Raw genomic sequence first — 23,199 nt, 5'->3', positions numbered from 1 at the left:
CCTGTGGAAATCACGTCACGCAGGTTAAGGCGTCAGCCACAGCAACACATAATCGTTTTTGTCGAAACGCCCGCTCAGCACCGGTTGCAGCGCCCCAAGCGGTGTGCCTTGCAGGGCTTGATAGTCGCTGCGATCCATCATCAGCCACGCCGGCCCCTTGAGTGCTTCGAGCGCTTGCGTGGTTTCAGTGAACAGCGGTTGCAGATCCTGCTCGACGTTGACGATGAACTTGATGGCCTTGGCGTCCTTGCCCATGCCGTGCAGCACCAGCGGTGCGGGTTGCTCGTGGATCCGCACCATGGCGGCCTGGCTGAAGGATCGCGTGTCATACAGCTGGCGCTCCACCGGCTCGAACACCAGCGCGTACGCCGCCCAGACCGCCAGCACGGCGCTGAACGCGAGGACTTCGGTTCGCCAGCGCGGTAGCCACAACCGTGACAACGCGGCCACTTGCAGCAATCCGAGCACGACCAGTACCGGCGTCAGGCCGGTCAGCGACTCGGGAAACCGTCGCTTCGCTACCCATAACAGGACGATCAACAATCCGGGAATCAACAACCACAGCCCCTGTATGCCGACACGCAGCCAGGCAAACACCCGGCCATGCAGCACCTGAAACGGATACGCCGCAATGATCGCCGCCATGGGCAGCATCGGCAGCAGGTAACGGGCCTTTTTCGCCTGTGGAATCGACAGCCCGACCATCACGATCAACCCTGCAGCGGCGCAGTATTGCACCAGTCGCAAAGCCTGGCCGCGTTGCCGGGTCATGCTCAACCATGCCGCCGCCAGCGCGAGCAGTGCCAGCGGATAGGCCAGCGCGTAGTTGCCCAGGGAGCTGGTGAAGTAATACAGCGAACCGCTGACGCCTTCGCTGCCGTCCATGCGCCCCATGAACTGCATGCGGATCACGTCCTGCCGAAACGCCGGCCCGCCGCTGACCTCCGCCAGCCACAACAACAGCCCGACGCAGGCCGCCAGCAGCAGCGAAGCCAGCACCCCGAAGAGCAACAGGCGTGACCATTGGCGATCCAGCAGGTAGTAGCTGCACAGCATGCCGGTCGGCACCACCAGTCCGATCGGCCCGCGAATACCGAACCCCAGCAGCAACAGAATGAACACCAGCGGCCAGCGCCGACCGGCAGCGAAATGGTCGTGGGCATAGCCGAGGTAGAACACCGAAAACGCTACGGCGGCGAGCATCAGGTCCTGCGACACCGCGCGCGTTTCGGTGATGAAGGTGCTGGTGAGCATCAGCAACGCGATGCTGACGATCGCCCAGCGCACGGACGAGGGCGCGAGCAATCGATACATCAACGTCACGATCACCGCGCCGGCAACCGCGCTCGGCAGCCACGCTGTCAGGCTGTTGACCGTGCCGAACGGCAACGACAACAGCCAGATGAACAGCGTCGACAGCGCCGAATAATCGGCGTACGGCTCACCATAAGTGGTGGGAAACACGCTGGGCCCGTGTCGCAGCATTTCCTGGGCGAACAACACGAAGCGCGAGTCAAAACCGATGGGCGCCTGCCCGTACACGCCGGCGATGAACAGCAGAAACGCCAGCAGCCCTGCGATCAGGGACTGCCGGCGCAGGGCAGGGGTTAAACCGATCAAGCCACGTCCGAGGCGTGCGGCCACTGATGCAAAGGAATCGGCAGGGAGCGCGATTCGCCACGGCCCATCGGGAAATAATGGAAGCCGTTTCGGGCCAGGCGTTCAGCGTCGTACAGATTGCGACCGTCGAAGATCACCGGGGCCTTGAGGCGTTGTTGGATGAGGTCGAAATCCGGCGCCTTGAACTGCTGCCATTCGGTACAGATGATCAGTGCATCGGAACCGGCGAGAACCGATTCCGGGGTGCCCATCAGCATCAGTTTTGATTCGTCCGGGTACAGATGCTGGGTTTCCTGCATCGCTTCCGGATCGAATGCCCGAACATTGGCGCCAGCGGCCCACAGCGATTCGAGCAAGACCCGGCTTGGCGCGTCGCGCATGTCGTCGGTGTTCGGCTTGAAGGCCAGGCCCCAGACGGCGAAGGTCTTGCCGCGCAGTTCGCCCTTGTAGAACGCGTTGATGCGTTCAAACAGCTTGTGTTTCTGCCGCTGGTTGATCGCTTCCACCGCTTGCAGCAGATCGCTGGAGCAGTGCGCTTCTTCGGCGCTATGGATCAGCGCGCGCATGTCTTTGGGGAAGCACGAGCCGCCGTAACCGCAACCGGGGTAGATGAAGTGATAGCCGATACGGCTGTCGGCGCCGATGCCCTGGCGCACCGACTCGATGTCCGCGCCCAGGTGTTCGGCCAGTTCGGCGATCTGGTTGATGAAGCTGATCTTGGTCGCCAGCATGCAGTTGGCGGCGTACTTGGTCAGTTCGGCGCTGCGCAGGTCCATGAACATGATGCGATCGTGGTTGCGGTTGAACGGCGAGTACAGGTCACGCATCACGTCGCGCACTTCTTCGCGTTCGCAGCCGATGACGATCCGGTCGGGCCGACGGCAATCGGCGACCGCCGAACCTTCCTTGAGAAATTCCGGGTTTGACACGATATCGAACTGCAGCAGGCGCCCGGCCTTGACCAGGGCTTTGTCCAGGTGCGTGCGCAAGGTATCGCCGGTGCCCACGGGTACGGTGGACTTCTCCACCAGAATCAGTGGCTGCTCACGGTGCCGGGCCACCGCGTCGCCCACCGACAGCACGTAACGCAGGTCGGCCGAGCCGTCTTCTTTCGACGGGGTGCCGACGGCAATGAACGCGACCTTGCCGTGCTGCACCGCGAGTTTTTCATCGCAGGTGAATTGCAGGCGTCCGGCGTCCAGGCCTTCGCGGACCAGACTGGCCAGCCCCGGCTCGAAGATGCTGACGTGACCCTGGCGCAACAGCTCGACTTTTTTCTCGTCGATGTCCATGCACACCACGTCATGGCCGACCTCGGCCAGCACGGCGGCCTGCACCAGGCCGACATAACCGCTACCAAACACTGTGATTTTCATGGCGAACTCCTCAATTCGGGCGCACGGGCCGGACGAGTGTTGATGGTGATGACCCCGAGCATGACCAGCGCCACACCCAGTGATTTGGAGAAACTGAAGGATTCGTTGAACAGCGGCAGGCTCGCCGCCAGCAGGTACACCAGCGCGTAGCTGATGCTCAGCAGCGAATAGGCCCGGCCCAGCGGCAGATCGCGCAGGGCAGCGAGCCAGCAGAGCATCGACAGCGCATAGGCGAAGATCGCCGCCAGCACCACGACCAGCGCGACTGAGTCGACACCGGGCAGGGCCAGCCACTGATCCGGGCGGGGCAGGCGCGTCATGCTCCAGCGCATGCTCAGTTGCGCCCCGCTGACCAGCAGCACGCTGGCCAGGGCGAAGAAGATTCCACGGCACCGGTTCATGACTGTTGCCCCAGCAGCGCCACGCCACCAATCACCAGCACCACACCGAACCAGTGCTGAGCGTCGACGGGCTCCCTGAATACGAAGCGAGCGATCAGGGTGATGATCACGAAATTGAGGCTGAGCATCGGGTAGGCGATGCTGACCGGCAGGCGCTGCAACACCAGCAGCCACACCAGCAGGCCCGCGCCGAGGGCGAGCAGGGCCAGCCATAGCCACGGCGAGCGCAATTTGCGCGACCACGACAGGCTCGCGCCGCGCCAGCTCTCGACGGCAAATTTCTGCGCGACCTGGCCCAGGCAGGTCAGCAGGCAGGCGAGCAACAGCAACCACAGGCTCATGACGCCTCCTGCGGAAGAATCATGATCACCAGGTTGCCCTGCTCATAACGAACGCCGTCCTTGGGCAGTCTGTCGAGTTCGTCCAGTTCGTCTTGCCCCTTGACCCGCATCACCACGCCGACCGCACCGGTCTTGCGGGCTTGGCGCATCCACTGCTGCACCTGATCGGGATCGACCCGTTGTTGGATGCCGTCAGGATAGGCAAGGCCATATTTCAATTCGCCTATCGTGTTGTACAGCGCCACCTGCGGGCGTTTGAGGCGCCAGGACAGGGCCGACGCGGCGCCCAGGTCGTTGCTCAACAGGTGAGTGGCGCTCGCCAGTTCCGCTTGGTGGGCGAGGACGAACTGGTCGGGCATCTTGTTCGCCACCACCGATTTGGGCAGTGCCGCCGGCAGCAATGCGATCAGCAGCAGACTGCCCACCGCCGGCGCCGCCCAGCATTGCAATGGGCGGAAGGCCTGCAGCAGATTGCTGATGATCCAGCCGGTCAGGGCGATGAACACCAGCACCAGACTGTGCAATTCGTGGTCGTACAGCGGACGCTTGAGCTGCACGTAAACCAGCCCGATCAGCGTGACGATGCCCAGCAACAGATTCAGTAGACCATTGAGGCCCAGTGCCCGGCCTTGCTCCAGACGCAAGCGATCGGCCAGCGCGTGGCCCAGCAGCAACGCCAGCGGCAGCAGGCACGGCAGGATGTAGGTCGGCAGCTTGCCGTTGCTCAGGCTGAAGAACAGCAGCGGCATCAGCAGCCACAGGCCGAGAAACGCGATGCCGGTTTCGCGGCGGGTCTGCCACGCCTGCTTCAGCGCCACCGGCAGCATCCCGACCCACGGCAGACTGAAGGCCACCAGCAGCGGCAGATAGAACCACCACGGCGCGTCATGCTGCGCATCGTCCCCGGCAAAGCGGCGGATGTGTTCGTGCCAGAAGAAGAATCGCCAGTAATCCGGTTCCTGACCATGAACCGCCAACACCCACGGCAGGCTGACGATGATCGCCACCGCGATGGCCACCGGACCGTACAGCAGCAATTCCTTCCAGCGCTTTTGCCAGAGCATCCACGGCAACGCGATCAGCACCGGCAACAGCCAGGCGAGAAACCCCTTGGTCATGAAGCCCATGCCGCAGGCCAGACCCAGCACCGCCCAGCCGGCAACCCGCTGACCATTGGAACGGCTGTCGAGGGCAAACCACAACGCCACCAGACTCAGGTTGACCCAGAAGGTGAATTGCGGATCGAGGTTGGCGTAACCGGCCTGGCCAGCGACGATGACGAAACTCATGTAGAGCAGGGCGCAGATGAAGCTTTTGCGCGGCTCGTTCCACAAGCGTCGGGCGATGAGGAAGCACAGCAGCACGCTCAACCCGGTGCTCAGAGCCGAAGCAAACCGCACGCCGAACAGGTTTTGCCCGAACACGGCCTGCCCGATGGCAATCATCCAGTAACCGGCCGCCGGTTTTTCGAAGTAACGCAGGCTCATGAAATGCGGCGACACCCAGTTGCCGCTCAGCAGCATCTCCTGGCTGATCTGCGCATAACGGGTTTCATCGGGAATCCACAAACCATGGCTGCCCAGCGGCAGCAGATAAGCCAGCAGAAAAATCCCCAGCAACAGCGGCAATGCCCAGCGTTTGCTCATGCGCCTTGCACTCCCAGCCAGCCTTCGCGGCCTTCGAGTGCGCCGCGTTGCACACGGCCGACGGGCAGGGTGTTGAGAAACTCGGGCAGCAAATCGCCCAACGGTTGGAAGTGAATGTTTTGCTGGCGTGCCTCGGCCAGCAGTCGACGAAAATCATCGGCCATCAGAATCCCTTCTACTTCGGCGTGAATGGTGTAGACGTTGAGGTTTTCAGGGCGGAACCGGTCGAGGATGAAGGCGTTGAAATCCTTCGCTGCCACGCTCGGTCCGACCACTTCATCGAAGGTCGGCAGGTCCACCGGAATCTGCGGCGCACCGACTGAGCCATCGGCCAGCAACGGACGGAACACCCGCTGCCCACGGCAATCGCTGTTGTAGCGAAAGCCGAAGGCCTGCTTGGCTTCGATCACACGCTCGTCCGCGCGCCAACCGGCGGCGGCCGAACAGGTGACCTTTTCGCCAAGGATGTCGCCCAAGGTGTCGACGCCCTGACGGATCTGCTCGATCAGTTGCGCATCGCTCCAGCGCCCGGCATTGGCCTGCCAGCCGTGGTGATCCCATGCGTGCAGACCGACTTCGTGGCCGGCGGCCCGGGCCTGACGCATCAGGTGCCCGAGGTCGCGACCGATCGGCTTGCCCGGCCACGCCGTGCCGGCCAGCAGGATGTCCCAGCCGTACAGGCCGGCGGCGTTGGAGCGCAGCATCTTCCAGAGAAACTGCGGACGGATCAGGCGCCACAGATGCCGGCCCATGTTGTCCGGGCCGACACTGAAGAAAAACGTCGCCTTGATCTGCGCCTCGTCGAGCATGTCGAGCAGACGCGGCACGCCTTCACGGGTGCCGCGAAAGGTGTCGACATCGATGCGCAAACCGGCCTGCATCAACGCTTGCTCTCGATTTCGGCCATGGCCTCACGCAGGAAAAAGTCCAGCGTGTTGCCGATGGTCTCGCGCATTTCCACGGTCGGCGTCCAGTCCAGCAGGCGCTTGGCATTGGCGATGCTCGGCTTGCGGTGCTCGACGTCCTGGTAACCGGCGCCGTAGAACGCCTTGCTTTCCACGTCGCGGAAACCGGCGAACGGCGGGAAGTTGCTGCGCAGCGGGTGAGCCTCGAACTGGCGCAGCAGTTCTTCGCCCAACTGGCGGATGCTCGCTTCGTTGTCCGGGTTGCCGATGTTGATGATCTGGCCGTTGCAGACGTCGTTGTCGTTATCGATGATCCGCGCCAGTGCCTCGACGCCGTCGGCGATGTCGGTGAAGCAGCGTTTCTGCTCGCCGCCGTCGAACAGACGGATCGGCGTGCCTTCCACCAGGTTGAGGATCAACTGGGTAATGGCGCGGGAGCTGCCGATACGTGCCGAATCGAGGCGATCCAGCCGAGGGCCCATCCAGTTGAAGGGACGGAACAGGGTGAAGTTCAGGCCCTTGGCGCCGTAGGCCCAGATCACCCGGTCCAGCAGTTGCTTGGACACCGAGTAGATCCAGCGCTGCTTGTTGATCGGGCCGACGATCAGGTTCGAGCGGTCTTCGTCGAAGTGCTTGTCCTGGCACATGCCATAGACTTCCGAGGTCGACGGGAAGATCACGCGCTTGTTGTACTTGACGCAGTAGCGCACCAGTTTCAGGTTTTCTTCGAAGTCGAGCTCGAACACCCGCAGCGGGTTGCGCGTGTATTCGATCGGCGTGGCGATGGCCACCAGCGGCAGCACCACGTCGCATTTCTTGATGTGGTACTCGATCCACTCCGAGTGAATGCTGATGTCGCCTTCGACGAAGTGAAAACGCGGGTGGCTGCGCAGGCGGTCGATGGCGTCGGAACCGATGTCCAGGCCATAGACTTCGTAGCGCTCGTCACGCAGCAGGCGCTCGGACAGATGGTTGCCGATGAAACCGTTGACGCCGAGGATCAGCACCCGTGTGCGGCGCGGGCCACGGCCGGACTCGGCACCGCGCAGCAGCGAACCGTCCACCAGACCGAGTTCATTGGCCAGTTGCGGGCCGCTGAGGTACAGGCCGTTGTCGTTGCGCTGGCCGGCGTTGATCACCAGCGAGTCTTCACCGCAGGCGATGCGCAGCGGATCGACACTGATGACGCGGCCCGGCGCCTGACCTTCGTTGCCCTTGACGACTTCGGCACTCCAGACGATCAGCTTGTGCTCGCCCACGGCGCAGAAGGCGCCGGGGTAGGGCTGAGTCACGGCCCGCACCAGGTTGAACAGTTTTTCGGCCGGTTGCGCCCAGACCAGTTTGCCGTCCGCCGGGGTACGGCGACCGAACACGGTGGCTTTGGATTCGTCTTGCGGGGTCTCGGTGATTCTGCCCTGAAGCATCGCTGGCAGAGCATCGCGCAGGAGGTCGCTGGCGGCGATCCGCAGTTTGCCGTGCAAGCTCAGCGCGGTGTCGCTGCGTTCGATGGCCACGCGTTGCTGGGCCAGGATGGCGCCGGCGTCGGCGCGTTTGACCATGCGGTGCAGGGTGACACCGGTTTCGGTTTCGCCGTTGACCAGCACCCAGTTGGCCGGAGCGCGGCCACGGTAGCGCGGCAACAAGGAGCCGTGCAGGTTGAACGCGCCTTTTTTGGCCAGCGCCAGCAGGGGCTCGCTCAGCAGGTTGCGGTAGTAGAACGAGAAGATGTAATCCGGGTCGAGCTTGGCGATCCGTTCGATCCACAGCGGATGGTTGGCGTCTTCCGGTGCGTGAACCGCGATGCCTTTGTTGGCGCACAGTTGTGCAACCGAGGCGTAGAAGGCGTTCTCCTTGGGATCATCGGCATGGGTAAACACCGCCGCAATGTCATAGCCACTGTCGAGCAGGGCTTGAATGCCGGCGCAGCCAATATCGTGGTAAGCGAAGACAACGGTTTTTGCGCTCATGAGAGAACCTGATCGGACGTGGAGTTGGAAGTGAGGCCGTCAACGGTGATGGCGGGGGCCGGCGTGGCGGGATGGCCGCGCAGGACTTTTTCAATGAAGAAGCGTGGACGGGCGCGCACGTCGCTGTACATGCGGCCCAGGTATTCGCCCAGCAGGCCCATGCCGATGAACTGGCCGCCAGTGAACACGAACAGCACGGCGAACAGTACGAACAGGCCATCGCCGGCCCATCCGGCGCCAAACGCCAGGCGCATGAAGATCAGCGCCGCCGCGAACAGCACGCCGAGCCCGGCCATGGCGAAACCGACGATGCTCAGCAGCCGCAGGGGCGTGGTGGTCATGCAGGTGATCAAGTCGAACATCAGGTTGATCAGGCGCATCGGGCTGTACTTCGAATCACCGTGCTCGCGCTCGGCGTGGGCCACGGGGATTTCCGTGGTGTGGCGGGCGAAGCTGTTGGCGAGGATCGGAATGAACGTGCTGCGTTCGCGGCAGGCGAGCATCGCGTCGATGATCGTGCGGCGGTACGCGCGCAGCATGCAGCCGTAATCGCTCATGGCAACGCCGGTGGAGCGCTGCACGGCGAGGTTGATCAGTTTCGAGGGGTAGCGACGCAGCGCCGAATCCTGACGGTTGCCGCGCACGGTGCCGACCACGTCAAAGCCCTTTTCGGCCTCGGCCACCAGCCGCGGGATTTCTTCCGGCGGGTTCTGCAGGTCGGCGTCGAGGGTGATCACCACGTCGCCCTTGCACTGTTCGAAACCGGCCATGATCGCCGCGTGCTGACCGTAGTTGCGGTTGAGGATGACTGCCACGAACGGGCTGTCTTCGACTGACGCGGCGTCTTCGAGCAGTTGCGCGGAGGTGTCGCGGCTGCCGTCGTCGACCAGCACGATTTCGTAGTCATGACGCAGTTGCTGGCAGGCGGCTTGGGTGCGGCGCAGCAGTTCCGGCAGGCTGTCTTCTTCGTTGTAGACCGGGATGACGATCGACACGCAATGAATCGGATAAGGTCTCACGGGCGTTTCCCCATCAGGTGTTCAATGGCCCCGACGACCCGGTCCAGATCCTGGTCGGTCATGTCGGGAAACAAGGGAATCGAGCACAGCCGCGCCGAGTTCCACTCGGTGTCGGGCAGGGACAGGTGCGGATCACGCTGGCGATACCAGGTGTGCAGGTGGGTGGCGATGAAGTGGATGCCGGTGCCGATGCCTTGCTCCTGCAAACCCTTCATGAAGGCTTCGCGGTCCATGCCGCAGCGTTCGCTGTCGATACGCAGGATGAACAGATGCCAGGCGTGCTGCTGGGCGTATTGCGGCACGGCCAGCGGTTGCACCGGCAGGCCTTCGAGTTTTTGCAGGTATTGCGTGGCCAGTTCGGTGCGACGGGCGTTGATCGCGTCCAGACGCTCGAGCTGCACCAGGGCAATCGCGGCGTTGATGTCGGCCAGGTTGTATTTGAAGCCAGGCTCGATCACCTGGGCCTGGGGTTTGCGGCCATGGGTCAGGCGGTCGTACGCATCGACGCCCAGACCATGAAACTTGAGCATGCGCACGCGGCTGGCCAAAGCTTCATCATCGGTGACGAACATCGCGCCTTCGGCGCAGGTCATGTTCTTGATCGCGTGGAAAGAAAAGATTGCGGTGCCTTGCGAGCCGACGTGACGACCCTTGTAGCGGGTGCCGGCGGCGTGGGCGGCGTCTTCGATCACGGCGATACCGTGCTTGTCGGCCAGGGCGTAGAGCGGGTCGAGATCAAAAGCGGCGCCAGCGTAATGCACCGGAATGATTGCTTTGGTGCGCGGCGTGATGGCGGCTTCGATGCGCGCGGCGTCGGTCATCAGGGTGTCGCGGTCGACATCGACGAACACCGGCGTGGCGCCGAGCAGGGAAATCATGTTGGCGGTGGACACCCAAGTCTGCGACGGGGTGATGACTTCATCGCCGGGGCCGATTCCCAGTGCCAGTAACGTTACATGCATGGCACCGGTGGCCGAGGAAAGTGCCACGGCATGACGACTGCCGACGTACTGGGCAAACTGTTCTTCGAGGGCCTGGTTTTTCGGCCCGGTGGTGATCCAGCCGGAGCGCAGGACTTGCTCCACGGCGGCAATTTCTTCATCACCGATACTGGGGCGGGAGAAGGGGAGAAACGCCTGACTCATGCACACCTCATTGCAAAGAAAAAAGAAATAGATCCACAGAAAAATCGGATCCAATCAAAGCGTAGACGCGAAAAAATCCCTTGCATCAATAAGTTGCCAAGACGACATAACGTCGGGTTCGGTTGACTTTTCAGGCATTGCCCGGCAGCTTGGGCGGCGCCGGCACAGGACTCAGTGGAATTAAGGTTATGCCCGTTTTTGTGAAAGGAACATGAAAAACCGGTCGGCGAATCGTTTATCTGAAACCCATACAGCCACTGTTCAGACTTCTACCGTTTATCGCGGTTTTTAGTAGAAAAGTCCTACGGAAGTGTTCCCCTTATATTAAGAATGTTGCAGTTGTTAGTTGCTGTGTTGAACTGTTTTTACTCAAGGCCCGACGTTTGATTGACTTACCCGTTGCATCCCCCGACCCCCTGAAAACCAACCCGATGACTGTATATCTGGCGCGTCTGGCTCCCTCCAGCCAACTCACCATGCGTTACGTTTTACAAGATGCCGCCGACCGTCTCGGTTTCGAAGACATGAACGTCGAAGAAATTCCCTGGCATGCGCTGCAACCGGAAGATGTGGTTGCATTAGTCGCTGCATTGCGCGCCGACAATTACGCACCGAATACTTCTTCGCTGTATGTAAACGCCATTCGCGGTGTAATGAATGAAGCCTGGCGCATGAGCCTGATCAGCCAGGAACATCTATTGAAAATGCGCTCGGTCAAAGGCATTGCCGGCACGCGACTGTCTCAGGGGCGCAATCTGAAGCGCACGCTGATTCATGAATTGATGGAAGTCTGCGCCGCTGATCCACGGCCACAAGGTTTGCGCGATGCGGCGGTGATTGCGTTGTTGTACGGCACTGGCATGCGCAAGTCGGAGTCGGTGGATCTGGATCTCAATCAGGTCGATTTCAACGAGCGCAGTTTGTGTGTCACCGCCAAGGGCAATAAACAACTGATCAAGTACGCGCCAGCCTGGGCGTTCGCCAAGCTGAATGCCTGGCTGGAATTTCGTCGCTCGGAACTCAAGGAAGGCGAGAGCGACGACGCGTTTCTGTTCAACCGCATTCGCCGTGGCAGCCACATCACCCGCGAGCGCATCACCAAGCACGCGATCTATTACATCGCCCGCCAGCGCGGCACCCAGGTCGGGGTGAAGATCATGCCCCATGATTTCCGCCGTTCGTTCATCACCCGAGTGATCGAAGAACACGACCTGTCGATTGCCCAGAAGCTGGCCCACCACAGCAATATCCAGACAACCGCCAACTACGACGTGCGCGACGACAACGAGCGTCGCCGCGCGGTGGATCGTTTCGACTTGTAGGCAGTGCGTTTCGATCAGGAGGCGGGCGGGCAGCCGCGTGAGCCGGCGGACGCCTGGCTGATCAACGCGGCCAGACGTTTGACGTTGTTCTGCTGGGCGATCACCAGATCGTCGATGGTCGGCCCGGACGGGGTTTGCAGCAGCGAGCGGCAGGCGAGCAGGGCGTCGTCACCGGTGTTGGCCTGGCGCAGGCGCCATTTGACGTCGATCAGCCCGTACTGCCCGGGAATCGAATCGAAGCGTTGCACATCAATGCGCACCGAGGTTTTGCGCGGACCGCCGGCATTGCTCAGTTGATCCACCATCGCGCTGCGCAATTCATCACTGAGGCTCGCGCCCCACCATTCGGTCTCAAGGATCGCCAGGCCGCTGTTGCCCTGGCGGATCACGATTTGCGGCCGGTCGACCTGGGGCGGCACGCTGATGCCTTCGATGGTGATTTCCGAGCCGGCGCGGCCGGTCATCGGTTGCGTCGGTGTCAGGGTGTGAAAGCTGATCGGAGCGCTTTTACAGGCGCCCAGCAGCAGGCCGATCGCGAGCACGGTGAACTTCAGCTTTAAAGCCATGGGACAGCTCCTGTGCTCAATTACGCGGCGGCCCTTTGAGGTCCAGCGGCGCGGCGTTGTCGGGGCGGCCGCGAATCAACGATTCCGGATGACGGCCCAGATAATCGGACAGCTCACGCAGCGAACGGGACATGCGCCCAAGCTCGTCGAGAGTCTCGGTCAGTTGTTCGCGTTGCGGCGAATCTTCGGCCAGGGTCGAGCTGGCCGACTGCAGGGTCTTGCTCAGGTCGGCGAGGGTGTTCTGCACGCCGGGCAGGGTCCTGGCATTGAACTGGGTCAGGCCCTTGCGCAATTCCACGAGGTTGCTGTCGAGGTTGCCGGCAATCCGCTCCACCGGCAGTTTGTTGAGCTTGTCGATCATCGCTTCGAGTTTTTCCTGCAACTGTTCGAGGCTGCCGGGGACGGTCGGAACGCTGATCGGGCGAGCGGTGGGGTCGAACGCGACTTTTTCGGCTTTGGGGAAGAAATCCAGCGCGATGTACAACTGGCCGGTCAGCAGATTGCCGCTGCGAGCCTGGGCACGCAGACCGTTGTCGATAAAGGTGCCGATCAGGCGCACGGCAGCGGCTTCATCGTCCGGATTGTGGTCGAGTACCTTGAGCATCTTGATGTGGGCCTGGCCGAGGCGCTGCGGGTAAATCACGATGCCGACGTTGAGCGGGAAGCTGCGCTTTTTCGCGTCGAAGTCCAGGTTGACGCTCACCACCCGGCCGATCTCGATGCCGAGGAATTCCACCGGCGCATCGACTTTCAGCCCACGCAGGGCCTGATCGAAACGCAGGGTCAGGTACTGCGCTTTGCCGTTGGGCGGGGCGAGGGCGGTTTGCTGGTCTTCAAACAGGTCGTAGGTTCTTTCTTCGGCAGCGGCAACGTCGTTGGGGCTGTACTCCGGCGCGCGGAAGGCGATGCCGCCCACCAGCAAGGTCGACAACGATTCGGTTTTCACCGCAAAACCGTTGGCGCCGACGTTGACATCAATCCCGCTGGCGTTCCAGAACCGGGTGTTTTCCGTGACGTAGGCGTCGTTTGGCGCATGGATGAACACTTCGATGTTCACTCCTTTGCCATCGGCATCCAGAGCGTAGGCCACCACCTGGCCCACCGGGATCTTGCGGTAATAGACCGGCGAGCCGATATCCAGCGAACCGAGGTCCGAGGCATGCAGGTTGAAGCGTTTACCCGGTTCGCCGTAGGTGATCGGCGGTGGGTTCTCAAGGCCTTTGAAGTGCTTCGAACGCGAGTTGGACTGACCGATGTCGGCGCCGATGTAGTCACCGGACAGCAACGTGTCGATGCCCGAGACGCCGCCCGCACCGATGCGCGGGCGCACGACCCAGAACTGCGAGTCTTCGCGGGTGAAGGTTTCGGCCTGCTTGGCCAGTTTGATCGTGGCGTTGACGCTTTTCTGGTCGTCGCTCAGTTCGACATCCGTGACCTGGCCGATCACTACGTTGCGGTATTTGACTTCGGTCTTGTTGGCGGTCAGGCCGCTGCCGGTCTTGAAGGTGACGGTGATGGTCGGGCCTTCCTGCATCAGGTTGTGCACCACCAGCGAGAGGCCCACCAGCACCGCGACGATCGGCACGATCCACACCAGCGAAATGCTGAAACGCCGGGTCTTGATCGGCGCCTGGCCGGGCGCTCGCGGTTGATCGGCGGCTGACGACTCCATCCATGACCTCCAGGGTGTGTGGGCACTGAGCGTCAGGAACGCAAAAGCACTTCATCAATATAGAAGTGCTTCGCGATAGAGCAAATGCGCGGGGCGCTTTAACCGGCAGGCCTCATCCCAGCAGCTCCCGCAGGCGATACCAGAACATGCCCAGTGCCAGCAGTGGCGAGCGCAGCGCCGGGCCGCCGGGGAAGGTCATGTGCGGCACATTGCTGAACACGTCCATGCCCTGACTGTGGCCGGCATGAATCGCTTCGCCCAGCAGCCTGGCGCACCAGTGGGTGACGTTCAGACCGTGACCGGAATAGCCCTGGGCGTAGAACACGTTCGGGTGCTGCTTCAAACGACCGACCTGCGGGAAGCGGTTGGCGGTGATGCCGATCTTGCCGCCCCACTGATAGTCGATGCGCACATCCGCCAGTTGCGGGAACACCTTGAGCATCTTTGGTCGCATGTACGCGGCGATGTCCGCCGGGTCCCGTCCCGAATAATGGCAGGCGCCGCCGAACAGCAAGCGCCGGTCCGCCGAGAGCCGGTAGTAGTCGAGGCCGACTTTCTGATCGCACAGCGCCAGGTTCTGCGGAATCAGCTCGGCGGCGCGTTCCGCCGACAGCGGTTCAGTGGCGATGATGTAACTGCCAGCGGGCAGCACTTTGCCGCTGAGTTGCTGTTCAAGTTCATCCAGATGCGCGTTGCAGCCGAGCACAAGACTGCCGGCGCGTACCGTGCCGCTCTGGGTGCGGACTTGAACGGTCGAACCGTGGAGAATTTCCAGCACCGGGCTCTGCTCGAAAATCCGCACCCCGAGGGACGCCGCCAGCCGCGCTTCACCCTGCACCAGGTCGAGCGGGTGCAGATGGCCTGAGCCCATGTCGATCAGGCCGCCCTTGTAGACCCCCGCGTTCACTACTTGCTGACGAATCAGCTCAGGGGCGACCAGCCGCGTTTCATGGCGGTAACCCAACTGCGCCAGGCTTTCCTGCTCGGCCTTGAAGGCGTCGAACTGCGCCGGGGTGTTGGCCAGCTCGCAGAAGCCCCAGCGCAGGTCGCACTCGATGGCGTTGTCGGTGATGCGCTGGCGCACCAGCTCCACCGAATCGATCCCGGCCCGGTGCAGGTAGCGCACGCCTTCGCTGCCGACATGCCGGGCGAAGCCTTCGACGTCATGGCCGATCCCGCGAATCAACTGCCCGCCATTGCGCCCGCTGGCGCCCCAGCCGATGCGCCGGGCTTCAAGCAGGATCACCGAGAGTCCGCGCTGCGCCAGTTCAATGGCCGCGTTGACGCCAGTGAAACCGCCACCGATCACGCAGACGTCGGCGATCAGATCACCCGCCAGTTCCGGATAGGGTGTGCTGGCCCGGGCCGATGCGGCGTAATAGGAGTGTGCGTGTTCCTGGGTGTACTGATTCATTTGTTCGACTTCACTTTGCTCCAGGACCGGGTCATCAGACGCATGATCGACTGGGGCGGGGTAGAGGAGATGTATAGCTTGTCGAGGACTTCCTGGGACGGATAGACCTCGGGATTGTTGACCAGCTCGGGATCCATGTATTGCTTGGCCGCCGGGTTCGGGTTGGCGTAGCCGACCGAGGCGCTGACCTTGGCAATCACTTGCGGATCGAGCAGGTAATTGATGAAGGCGTGGGCTTCCTTGGTGTTGCTGGCATCAGCGGGAATCGCCAGCAGGTCGAACCACAGGTTCGCGCCTTCCTTGGGAATCGAGTACGCGATGTTCACGCCGTTCTTGGCTTCCTTGGCGCGGTTGGCGGCCTGGAACACGTCGCCGGAATAACCGAAGGCCACGCAGATGTCGCCGTTGGCCAGGTCGGACACGTATTTCGAGGAATGGAAATAGGTGATGTATGGCCGGATGCTCAGCAGTTTCTCTTCGGCCTTCTTGTAGTCTTCGGGTTTCTCGCTGCGCGGGTCCATGCCCATGTAGTTGAGGATCGCCGGGAACACTTCATCGGCGGAGTCCATCATCGACACGCCACACTGGGTGAGTTTCTTCAGGTTTTCCGGTTCGAACAGCACGGCCCAGGAGTCGATGTGATCGATGCCCAGCACTTGCTTGACCTTGTCGACGTTGTAGCCGATGCCATTGGTGCCCCACAGATACGGCACCGAGTGCTGGTTGCCGGGATCGTTTTTCTCAAGCAGGGCCAGCAGTTTCGGGTCGAGGTTTTTCCAGTTCGGCAGTTGCGAGCGGTCCAGTTTGAGGAACGCACCGGCCTTTACCTGACGGGCGAGGAAGTGGTTGGACGGCACCACCACGTCATACCCGGTGCGGCCGGCAAGCAGTTTGCCTTCGAGGGTTTCATTGGAGTCGAAAACGTCGTAGATCACCTTGATCCCGCTGGAGGACTGGAAGTCGGCGAGGGTGGTTTCGCCAATGTAATCGGTCCAGTTGTAGACGCTGACCTGGGGTTGGGCGAAGGCACCGGCACTGCACGCCAATGCCAGTGCGGCGGGAATCAGGGATTTCAACAGACGCATATCGACACCTCTTCGAATTATTGGATTTTTCAGGCGAGTACGGTCCTTGTGCTGATCGTTCCCACGCTCCGCGTGGGAATGCCTCAATGGACGCTCCGCGTCCGCTCTTGGGACGCAGAGCGTCCCGGGCTGCATTCTCACGCAGAGCGTGGGAACGATTGTGGGTTGGTTTTTGTTGTTTTAATCAGACGCTCAGCAACAGGAACTCCCGCTCCCAGGAACTGATCACGCGCTTGAAGTTTTCATGCTCGGCGCGTTTCACCGCGACGTAGCCGCGCACGAACTTGCTGCCCAGGTAGCGCGCGACGGTGTCGCACTCTTCCATCTGGGTCAGGGCTTCTTCGATGGTGATTGGCAGGCGCAGGTTGCGGCGCTCGTAGGCCCGGCCTTCGACGGCCGCGCTCGGTTCGATGCCTTCGACCATGCCGATGTAGCCGCACAGCAGGCTCGCGGCGATGGCCAGATACGGGTTGGCGTCGGCGCCGGGCAGACGGTTTTCAACTCGCATCGCCTCAGGGCCGGAGGTCGGCACCCGCAGGCCGACGGTGCGGTTTTCTTCGCCCCATTCGACGTTGACCGGTGCCGAGGTGTCCGGCAGGAAGCGGCGGAACGAGTTCACGTTCGGCGCGAACATCGGCAGCACTTTCGGGATGTACTTCTGCAGGCCGCCGATGTGATGGCGGAACAGGTCGCTCATGCTGCCGTCGGCATTGGCGAAAATCGGCTGGCCGCTGGCGATCTCGACCACGCTCTGGTGCAGGTGCATGGCGCTGCCGGGCTCGTCGCCGATCGGCTTGGCCATGAAGGTCGCGGTCACGTTGTGCTTGAGCGCCGCTTCACGCAGGGTGCGCTTGAACACGGTGATCTGGTCGGCCAGATCCAGCGCGTCGCCGTGGCGGAAGTTGATTTCCATCTGCGCCGGGCCGTCTTCGTGGATCAGCGTGTCCAGGTCCAGGCCTTGCAGTTCGCACCAGTCGTAGACATCTTCGAACAATGGATCGAATTCGTTGGCCGCATCGATGGAGAACGACTGACGACCGCTTTCGGCGCGACCGGAACGGCCCAGCGGTGCCTTGAGCGGCAAGTCCGGGTCTTCGCAGCGCTGGGTCAGGTAGAACTCCATTTCCGGCGCCACGATCGGCTTCCAGCCTTTGTCGGTGTACAGCTGCAGGACTTTCTTCAACACGTTGCGCGGCGACAGCTCGATCGGGTTGCCGAACTTGTCGAAGGTGTCGTGGATCACGATGGCGGTCGGCTCGATGGCCCACGGGATCACGTACACCGCGTCGCTCACTGGCTTGCAGACCATGTCGATATCGGCCGGGTCGAGCAGGTCGTAGTAGATGTCGTCGTCGACAAAATCCCCGGTTACCGTTTGCAGCAGCACACTTTCCGGCAGGCGCATGCCTCGCTCATGCAGGAACTTGTTGGTCGGTGCAATCTTGCCGCGGGCGATGCCGGTCAGGTCGCTGACCACGCATTCCACTTCGGTAATCTTGTGATCTTTCAGCCATGTGAACAGCTGATCGAAAGGGGCATTCATAAAGACCTCGTCGTTGGTTTTGTTGACGCGGGGGAAGTGCGATTTCATCTTTCGCAGGCTTCCCCTGTGGCGCGTTGACGACTATCTTGGGCGGGCCTTGTTGTTCCATCTATCCACTTTCAGCAGCACCAAAGCGCACCAAAAGAGTGCGCAAGGTCTCCCATGACGACGTGTAATCCGCTACAGGTTCAAGCGTTCAACACCGCCGATGTCACCGAGCAAATCCGCGCCACGCCGGGTTGGGTTCAGCATTACCAGCAAATGTCGCCAGGGCATTTCGCCGGGCAGATCCGCTATCTGGATTTGCAGGGTGTTGAGGTTTACGAAGAACAGATGAACACCCGGGTCGAGCAGAATTTCAGCGCGCCGCAAGGGTCGCTGGCGTTCTGTTTCGATCGCAGCGACAACGCGCTCTATCTGCTCAATGAAGAAAGCCGCAACATCTGGATCACCCCGGAGAACTACCAGGAAATCGCTGTGGTGTTCGGCCCGGAGTTCGTCCGCCGCAACGGCCTGGACATGGCCAGGCTGGAAGGTTTGTTCATGGCGCCGCTCAATGGCGCGCAGAACGGATTGTTCAGTCGCTGGTTAAGCTCGACTCTCACGAAGTTGTCGCAAACCCTTGATCAGCCAAGCAAAGAAGCGCTGACCCAGCAGTTGCTGGAGGACTGCCTGTTCATCCTCGACAACGCGAGCGTGTGTCTGGACGGTGGTGGCTTGCAGCGTCGCGCCGAAGAGCGAATCACCCTCAAGCGCGTGGGCGAGTGGGCAGCGGATTCGCCGGAAGAAACCGTCAATCTGCTTGAGTTATCGCGGGTCGCCGGAGTTTCCGTGCGCCAGTTGCAGCAGACCTTCAAGGCCTACACCGGGATGTCACCGAGTCATTGGCTGCGTTTGCGCAGGCTCAACAGTGCGCGGCGGGAACTGCTCAAGCGTTCAGCGGCGGACACCACGGTGGCGGAGGTCGCGATGAACTGGTCGTTCTGGCATTTGGGGCGTTTTTCAAGCAGTTATCGAGCGTTGTTCAAGGAGTTGCCGAGCGAGACGTTGAAGCGCTCGTCGTCCTCCTGACAGATGCATGCCTGAAATCGCCGGAAAAGAACGTGGTTTCACGCCAGCATATTAATTAGAATCACTCTCATTTGTATCCTTCAGGCAGGATCTGTTGAGATGATTGAAGCGGCGAAGCCACCGGAACACAGCCTGCACGACCTGTATCGCGACCATCGAGGCTGGCTGGAAAGCTGGCTGCGCCGACGCATGGGCAATGCGTGGGATGCCGCTGACCTGAGTCAGGATACGTTTCTGCGGGTGCTCGGCAGTTCGCAAGCGCTCGTCGATATGCGTGAGCCCCGCGCCTATCTGCTGACGGTCGGCAAGCGACTGCTGAGCAATTTCTACACCCGGCGCAGCCTCGAGCAGGCCTATCTGAATGCTCTGGCACAGCTCCCTGAAGACTGCGTGCCGTCCCCGGAGCAGCGCTGGATTCTGCTGGAAACCCTACAGGCGCTTGATGAATTGCTCGATGGCCTGCCGCGCGCCGTACGCCGGGCATTTCTGTGGAGTCAGCTCGAAGGCCTGGGCTACCGCGAAATTGCCGAACGCCTGCAAGTGTCCGAACGCACCGTCAAGCGCTACATGGCCCAGGCTTACGAACACTGTCTGCTGGTGGACATGTAATGCGCACGGCACCGTCGAGCGAGGCCCGTGAGGTCGCACGGGCCGCTGCACAGTGGTTGGCGTTGTTTGAATCCGGCGAGGCGACGGACGCCGATCACGCCCGATTGCAAACGTGGCTTAACAGTCACAGCAGCCACGAAAACGCCTGGCAAAAAGCCCAACTGTTGCGTCAACGCTTCTGCGAACTGCCCCCGGCGCTGGCGATGGCCACCCTGGACCGAGCGGATCCAGCGCGGCGTGCAGCGCTCAAACGCATGCTCGGCGTCGCTGCTCTGGTGCCGGCGGCCTGGCTGATCAGTCGTCAGTTGCCGCTGGATGTCTGGCGTGCGGATTTGCACACCGGTACTGGCGAACGCAAGAAATTGCCGCTGGCCGATGGCAGCTCGCTGCAGCTCAATACCGACAGTGCGGTGAACGTCGATCTTGCGGCCCGTCAGTTGACCCTGGTGCGCGGTGAAATGGCGTTCCAGGTGTCGGGCAGCGCGCCATTGACGATCCGCTCGCCATACGGTCGGATCACGGTCAGCGGCAGTGAAGTCTGCGTGCGGCTCGACGAGCGCACTTGTCAGGTTGCGGTGGTCAGCGGGGCTGTGCAGCTGCAACCCCTGCAAGGGCCGGGATTGACCTTGCATGCGGGGCAACGGATCAGCCTGCAAGCCAGTGGTGCTGGCCCGATTGGCACCTTCGACGCCATGCTGCCGGACTGGCGCAGCGGTGTTCTGATGGCGCAAAACCAGCCGCTTGGGGATTTTCTGCGTGAGCTGGGCCGGTATCGATCCGGATTGCTGCGCTGGGATCCGGCGCTGGAAACCCTGCGTGTCACTGGCAGTTTCCGTCTCGACAACACCGATCGCGTGCTGACCCTGCTGGCCGCGAGCTTGCCGCTGGACGTGCAATCTCGTACGCGTTACTGGGTCACTTTGGTGCCACGGAAAAATATCGGTTGAAGCCTGTCCCTTTTTTTCTCCTCGCTGGTCATTTCAGTCAAGTGAACTGAAAACGAGAGCTTCTCCCCATGTCCGCAGTATTTCCCAGCCGTATGCATCCATTGTTGCAGTTGAGCCTGATGCTGAGTCTGAGTACCAGCCCGTTGGTGATGTCCGAGAGCCGGGCCGACGACGCCCGTCGTAGTTATCAAGTCCCGGCCGGCAGCCTGAGTGCCGCGTTGACCCGCTTCGCGGGACTGGCCGGCGTCAATCTGTCAGTGGACCCGGCGCTGGTCAGCGGGCGCAGCAGTTCGGGACTGGCCGGTGATTTCGGGGTGGAAGAGGGCTTCGCCCGACTGCTTTCCGGTTCTGGCCTGCAACTGCAACCGGTGGGCGAGCAAGCCTACATTCTGGTGCCAGCGCCCGAGGGCGGCAGCCTGCAACTGGCGCCGACCTCAATTCTTGGGGCCCAGGACGCAAGTGGCGGGGATGTCTTCGCCGGCGGCGAGGTGGCGCGACGGGGTTCGCAAGGTTTGCTGGGCTCGCGGGATTTCATGGAAACACCGTTCAGCATGACCACCTACACCAGCGAGGCGGTCAAGAATCAGCAGGCGCGTACCCTGGGCGATCTGATCGCCAGCGATCCCTCCGTCCGCGCAACCAACCCGGCCGGAGGCCGCTACGAGCAATTCACCATTCGCGGTTTCAGCCTCTTCAACAGCGATGTCGCCTACAACGGCCTCTACGGCGTGCTGCCCACTTACACGATCGACATGGAAATGGCCGATCGCGTCGACATCCTCAAGGGCCCGAGTCAACTCATCAACGGTATCTCTCCGCGCGGCAGCGTCGGTGGCGGCATCAACGTCGTGCCGAAACGCGCGACCGACACGCCGATTACTTCATTGACCGCCAACTACGCGTCGAACAACCAGGTCGGCGGCGCGGTGGATGTCGGCCGGCGGTTTGGCGAAGACAATCAGTTCGGCCTGCGCTTCAACGGCGTGAAACAATCCGGCGATACCGAGTGGGATCATCAAAGTGTCGATCGTGACATGGCAGTGCTGGGCCTGGATTTTCGTGGTGAGCGCCTGCGCCTCTCGACCGATGTCGGGCACACGGAACGTGACACCGATGCGCCGCAGGAGCGGGTCCAAGTGGGCGCCAATGCGCGGGTACCGAGCGCCAGTGATGTGCGCCATAACTACGCGCAACCCTGGAGCAAGGCACGCACCAAAGACACGTTCGGTACGATCAACGCCGAGTTCGATGTCAATGATTCGACGATGCTGTACGGCGGCGTCGGCGCGCGAAAAAGCAATCACGATTTTCTTCGGCACGCGGTTTCGGTGACCAACAATGCGGGAGACTTCAGCGTCCAGCCCCGGGATTTCACCCGTGACGAAAACGTCCGTACGGCAACGGCCGGTGTGCGCAACTGGTTTCACACCGGACCCGTGAGCCACGAGATCAATCTGGCCGCCAGCTATTTCTACATGGACTTCGAAAACGGTGGCGCGCGTTACGCAGCGGCTCCGAGCAATCTCTATCACCCGGTGGAAACGCCGACGCCGGTGCGCCCTACACGGCAGGACCCCGAGGTCTACACCGAGAACCGCTTCAGCGGCGTGGCGCTGGCCGACACCCTGGGTTTCTTCGATGACCGCCTGCTGCTGACGCTTGGTGCCCGCTGGCAGCGCGTGAAGGTTGATGACTGGTCCGACAACGTCAAGGGCGACACCGCCTACGATGAGGAAAAGGTATCGCCCTCGGGTGGTCTTCTGTTCAAGGCCACCGAAAATTTGTCGCTGTACGCGAACTATATGGAAGGCTTGAGCCAGGGCAAGATCGCGCCGTCGACCTCCGTGAACGAGGACGAAATCTTCCCGCCGTTCATCAGTCGACAGGTCGAGGTGGGCGCCAAGTACGACGCCGGCTCGTTCGGCCTGACCGCGGCGGTGTTCCGGATCAAGCAGCCGGCTTACGAAACCAACGCCGTCACGCGGGTGTTCGGCCCCAACGGCAAACGGCAGAACGACGGTGTGGAACTGTCTGTGTTCGGCGAACCGCTCAAAGGCTTTCGACTGCTGGGTGGCGTCATGTATATCGACAGTGAACTGACCCATACCACCAACGGCACGTTCGACGGCAATCGTGCACCGGCGACGCCCAAGTACAACGTCAACCTGGGCGCCGAGTGGGACGTGCCGAACGTGCAGGGGCTGACATTGACCGGGCGGGGGATCTATTCCAGCTCGCAGTATCTGGATCAGTCCAACAACAAGGAAATTGACGCCTGGGAGCGCTTTGATGTGGGCGCACGGTACGCGTTCAGGGTCGACGAAAAGACCATCACGCTACGGGCCAACGTGGAGAATGTGGCGGACAAGCGTTACTGGAGCTCCGCCGGGGCTTCGGATGACAGCGAGCCGGGTTTGACGCTGGCGACGCCGCGAACCTATCTGCTGTCGGCGACGGTGGATTTCTGAGCGTTGAATTCAGCGAGCGCGCCGGGATTGGTCACGGGTAGCCGGCGCCAGTTGAAGTGCCCGTCATCCTCGTGACGGGCGC

19 protein-coding genes are annotated in these 23,199 nt (G+C 61.8%); 5 read left to right on the top strand and 14 right to left on the bottom strand.

Annotation, left to right across the window (positions count from 1 at the left end; translation table 11 throughout):
• Window positions 1-24 precede the first annotated feature (24 nt).
• From CAF77_RS05660 to arnB, 9 genes are read right to left on the bottom strand one after another with little or no spacing between them, the layout of a single operon-like run.
• Entirely contained in the window at window positions 25-1,620 is a 1,596-nt protein-coding gene (locus tag CAF77_RS05660; RefSeq protein ID WP_064381516.1) for a glycosyltransferase family 39 protein, read from the bottom strand.
• Window positions 1,617-2,996 (bottom strand): UDP-glucose/GDP-mannose dehydrogenase family protein, encoded by a 1,380-nt coding sequence (locus CAF77_RS05655; protein WP_064381517.1) that lies wholly within the window; start codon window positions 2,994-2,996, stop codon window positions 1,617-1,619. The genes CAF77_RS05660 and CAF77_RS05655 overlap by 4 nt, the downstream gene beginning before the upstream one ends.
• A complete protein-coding gene (gene arnF / locus CAF77_RS05650; protein WP_064381519.1) occupies window positions 2,993-3,397 on the bottom strand; it encodes a 4-amino-4-deoxy-L-arabinose-phosphoundecaprenol flippase subunit ArnF in 405 nt (134 codons plus the stop codon). The genes CAF77_RS05655 and arnF overlap by 4 nt, the downstream gene beginning before the upstream one ends.
• Window positions 3,394-3,738, bottom strand: a complete 345-nt coding sequence (gene arnE / locus CAF77_RS05645) for a 4-amino-4-deoxy-L-arabinose-phosphoundecaprenol flippase subunit ArnE (protein ID WP_064381521.1) — start codon at window positions 3,736-3,738, stop codon at window positions 3,394-3,396. Before arnE ends, arnF begins: the two co-directional genes overlap by 4 nt.
• A complete protein-coding gene (gene arnT, locus CAF77_RS05640; RefSeq protein ID WP_064381523.1) occupies window positions 3,735-5,384 on the bottom strand; it encodes a lipid IV(A) 4-amino-4-deoxy-L-arabinosyltransferase in 1,650 nt (549 codons plus the stop codon). Before arnT ends, arnE begins: the two co-directional genes overlap by 4 nt.
• Window positions 5,381-6,265, bottom strand: coding sequence for a 4-deoxy-4-formamido-L-arabinose-phosphoundecaprenol deformylase (arnD, locus tag CAF77_RS05635; RefSeq protein WP_064381525.1), 885 nt, complete (start codon window positions 6,263-6,265; stop codon window positions 5,381-5,383). The genes arnT and arnD overlap by 4 nt, the downstream gene beginning before the upstream one ends.
• A complete protein-coding gene (gene arnA / locus CAF77_RS05630) occupies window positions 6,265-8,256 on the bottom strand; it encodes a bifunctional UDP-4-amino-4-deoxy-L-arabinose formyltransferase/UDP-glucuronic acid oxidase ArnA (protein ID WP_064381527.1) in 1,992 nt (663 codons plus the stop codon). Before arnA ends, arnD begins: the two co-directional genes overlap by 1 nt.
• A complete protein-coding gene (gene arnC, locus CAF77_RS05625) occupies window positions 8,253-9,275 on the bottom strand; it encodes an undecaprenyl-phosphate 4-deoxy-4-formamido-L-arabinose transferase (RefSeq protein WP_064381528.1) in 1,023 nt (340 codons plus the stop codon). Before arnC ends, arnA begins: the two co-directional genes overlap by 4 nt.
• A complete protein-coding gene (gene arnB / locus CAF77_RS05620; RefSeq protein ID WP_064381531.1) occupies window positions 9,272-10,420 on the bottom strand; it encodes a UDP-4-amino-4-deoxy-L-arabinose aminotransferase in 1,149 nt (382 codons plus the stop codon). Before arnB ends, arnC begins: the two co-directional genes overlap by 4 nt.
• Before the next feature lie 431 nt (window positions 10,421-10,851).
• Between arnB and xerC the strand changes: the two genes are divergently transcribed.
• Complete coding sequence (gene xerC, locus CAF77_RS05615; protein ID WP_011334252.1) at window positions 10,852-11,742, top strand: tyrosine recombinase XerC; 891 nt, start codon at window positions 10,852-10,854, stop codon at window positions 11,740-11,742.
• A gap of 14 nt (window positions 11,743-11,756) precedes the next feature.
• Here xerC and CAF77_RS05610 read toward each other — a convergent pair whose 3' ends face one another.
• From CAF77_RS05610 to CAF77_RS05585, 5 genes are all read right to left on the bottom strand, one after another.
• The gene (locus CAF77_RS05610; protein ID WP_064381533.1) at window positions 11,757-12,308 is read right to left on the bottom strand and encodes a membrane integrity-associated transporter subunit PqiC; all 552 of its coding nucleotides are present in this window, start codon (window positions 12,306-12,308) and stop codon (window positions 11,757-11,759) included.
• Between the two features lie 16 nt (window positions 12,309-12,324).
• Window positions 12,325-13,980, bottom strand: coding sequence for an intermembrane transport protein PqiB (locus CAF77_RS05605; RefSeq protein WP_064381535.1), 1,656 nt, complete (start codon window positions 13,978-13,980; stop codon window positions 12,325-12,327).
• A 112-nt stretch (window positions 13,981-14,092) separates the two neighbouring features.
• Window positions 14,093-15,394: an FAD-binding oxidoreductase gene (locus tag CAF77_RS05600; protein ID WP_064381537.1), complete on the bottom strand. Its 1,302-nt coding sequence runs from the start codon at window positions 15,392-15,394 to the stop codon at window positions 14,093-14,095.
• Entirely contained in the window at window positions 15,391-16,479 is a 1,089-nt protein-coding gene (locus tag CAF77_RS05595) for a polyamine ABC transporter substrate-binding protein (RefSeq protein WP_064381539.1), read from the bottom strand. The genes CAF77_RS05600 and CAF77_RS05595 overlap by 4 nt, the downstream gene beginning before the upstream one ends.
• A 184-nt stretch (window positions 16,480-16,663) precedes the next feature.
• Window positions 16,664-18,022 carry a glutamine synthetase family protein gene (locus CAF77_RS05585; protein WP_064384094.1) on the bottom strand — a complete coding sequence of 453 codons (1,359 nt, stop codon included), beginning with the start codon at window positions 18,020-18,022 and terminating at the stop codon, window positions 16,664-16,666.
• 162 nt (window positions 18,023-18,184) lie between these two features.
• Here CAF77_RS05585 and CAF77_RS05580 point away from each other — a divergent pair, with 162 nt between their 5' ends.
• The 4 genes from CAF77_RS05580 to CAF77_RS05565 all read left to right on the top strand — a co-directional run bounded on the left by CAF77_RS05580 (window position 18,185) and on the right by CAF77_RS05565 (window position 23,117).
• Window positions 18,185-19,093 (top strand): helix-turn-helix domain-containing protein, encoded by a 909-nt coding sequence (locus CAF77_RS05580; RefSeq protein ID WP_064381543.1) that lies wholly within the window; start codon window positions 18,185-18,187, stop codon window positions 19,091-19,093.
• Between the two features lie 99 nt (window positions 19,094-19,192).
• Window positions 19,193-19,702, top strand: coding sequence for a sigma-70 family RNA polymerase sigma factor (locus CAF77_RS05575; protein ID WP_064381544.1), 510 nt, complete (start codon window positions 19,193-19,195; stop codon window positions 19,700-19,702).
• Window positions 19,702-20,649, top strand: coding sequence for a FecR domain-containing protein (locus CAF77_RS05570; protein WP_064381546.1), 948 nt, complete (start codon window positions 19,702-19,704; stop codon window positions 20,647-20,649). The genes CAF77_RS05575 and CAF77_RS05570 overlap by 1 nt, the downstream gene beginning before the upstream one ends.
• Window positions 20,650-20,717: 68 nt before the next feature.
• Window positions 20,718-23,117 carry a TonB-dependent receptor gene (locus tag CAF77_RS05565; RefSeq protein ID WP_064381549.1) on the top strand — a complete coding sequence of 800 codons (2,400 nt, stop codon included), beginning with the start codon at window positions 20,718-20,720 and terminating at the stop codon, window positions 23,115-23,117.
• Window positions 23,118-23,199: the final 82 nt, after the last annotated feature.

This window comes from Pseudomonas sp. R15(2017) (genome assembly GCF_002112685.1).
GTDB lineage: Bacteria > Pseudomonadota > Gammaproteobacteria > Pseudomonadales > Pseudomonadaceae > Aquipseudomonas > Aquipseudomonas glycinae.
The sequence above is the reverse complement of the archived record's forward strand: the minus strand, read 5'-3'. Positions and strand labels throughout refer to the sequence as shown.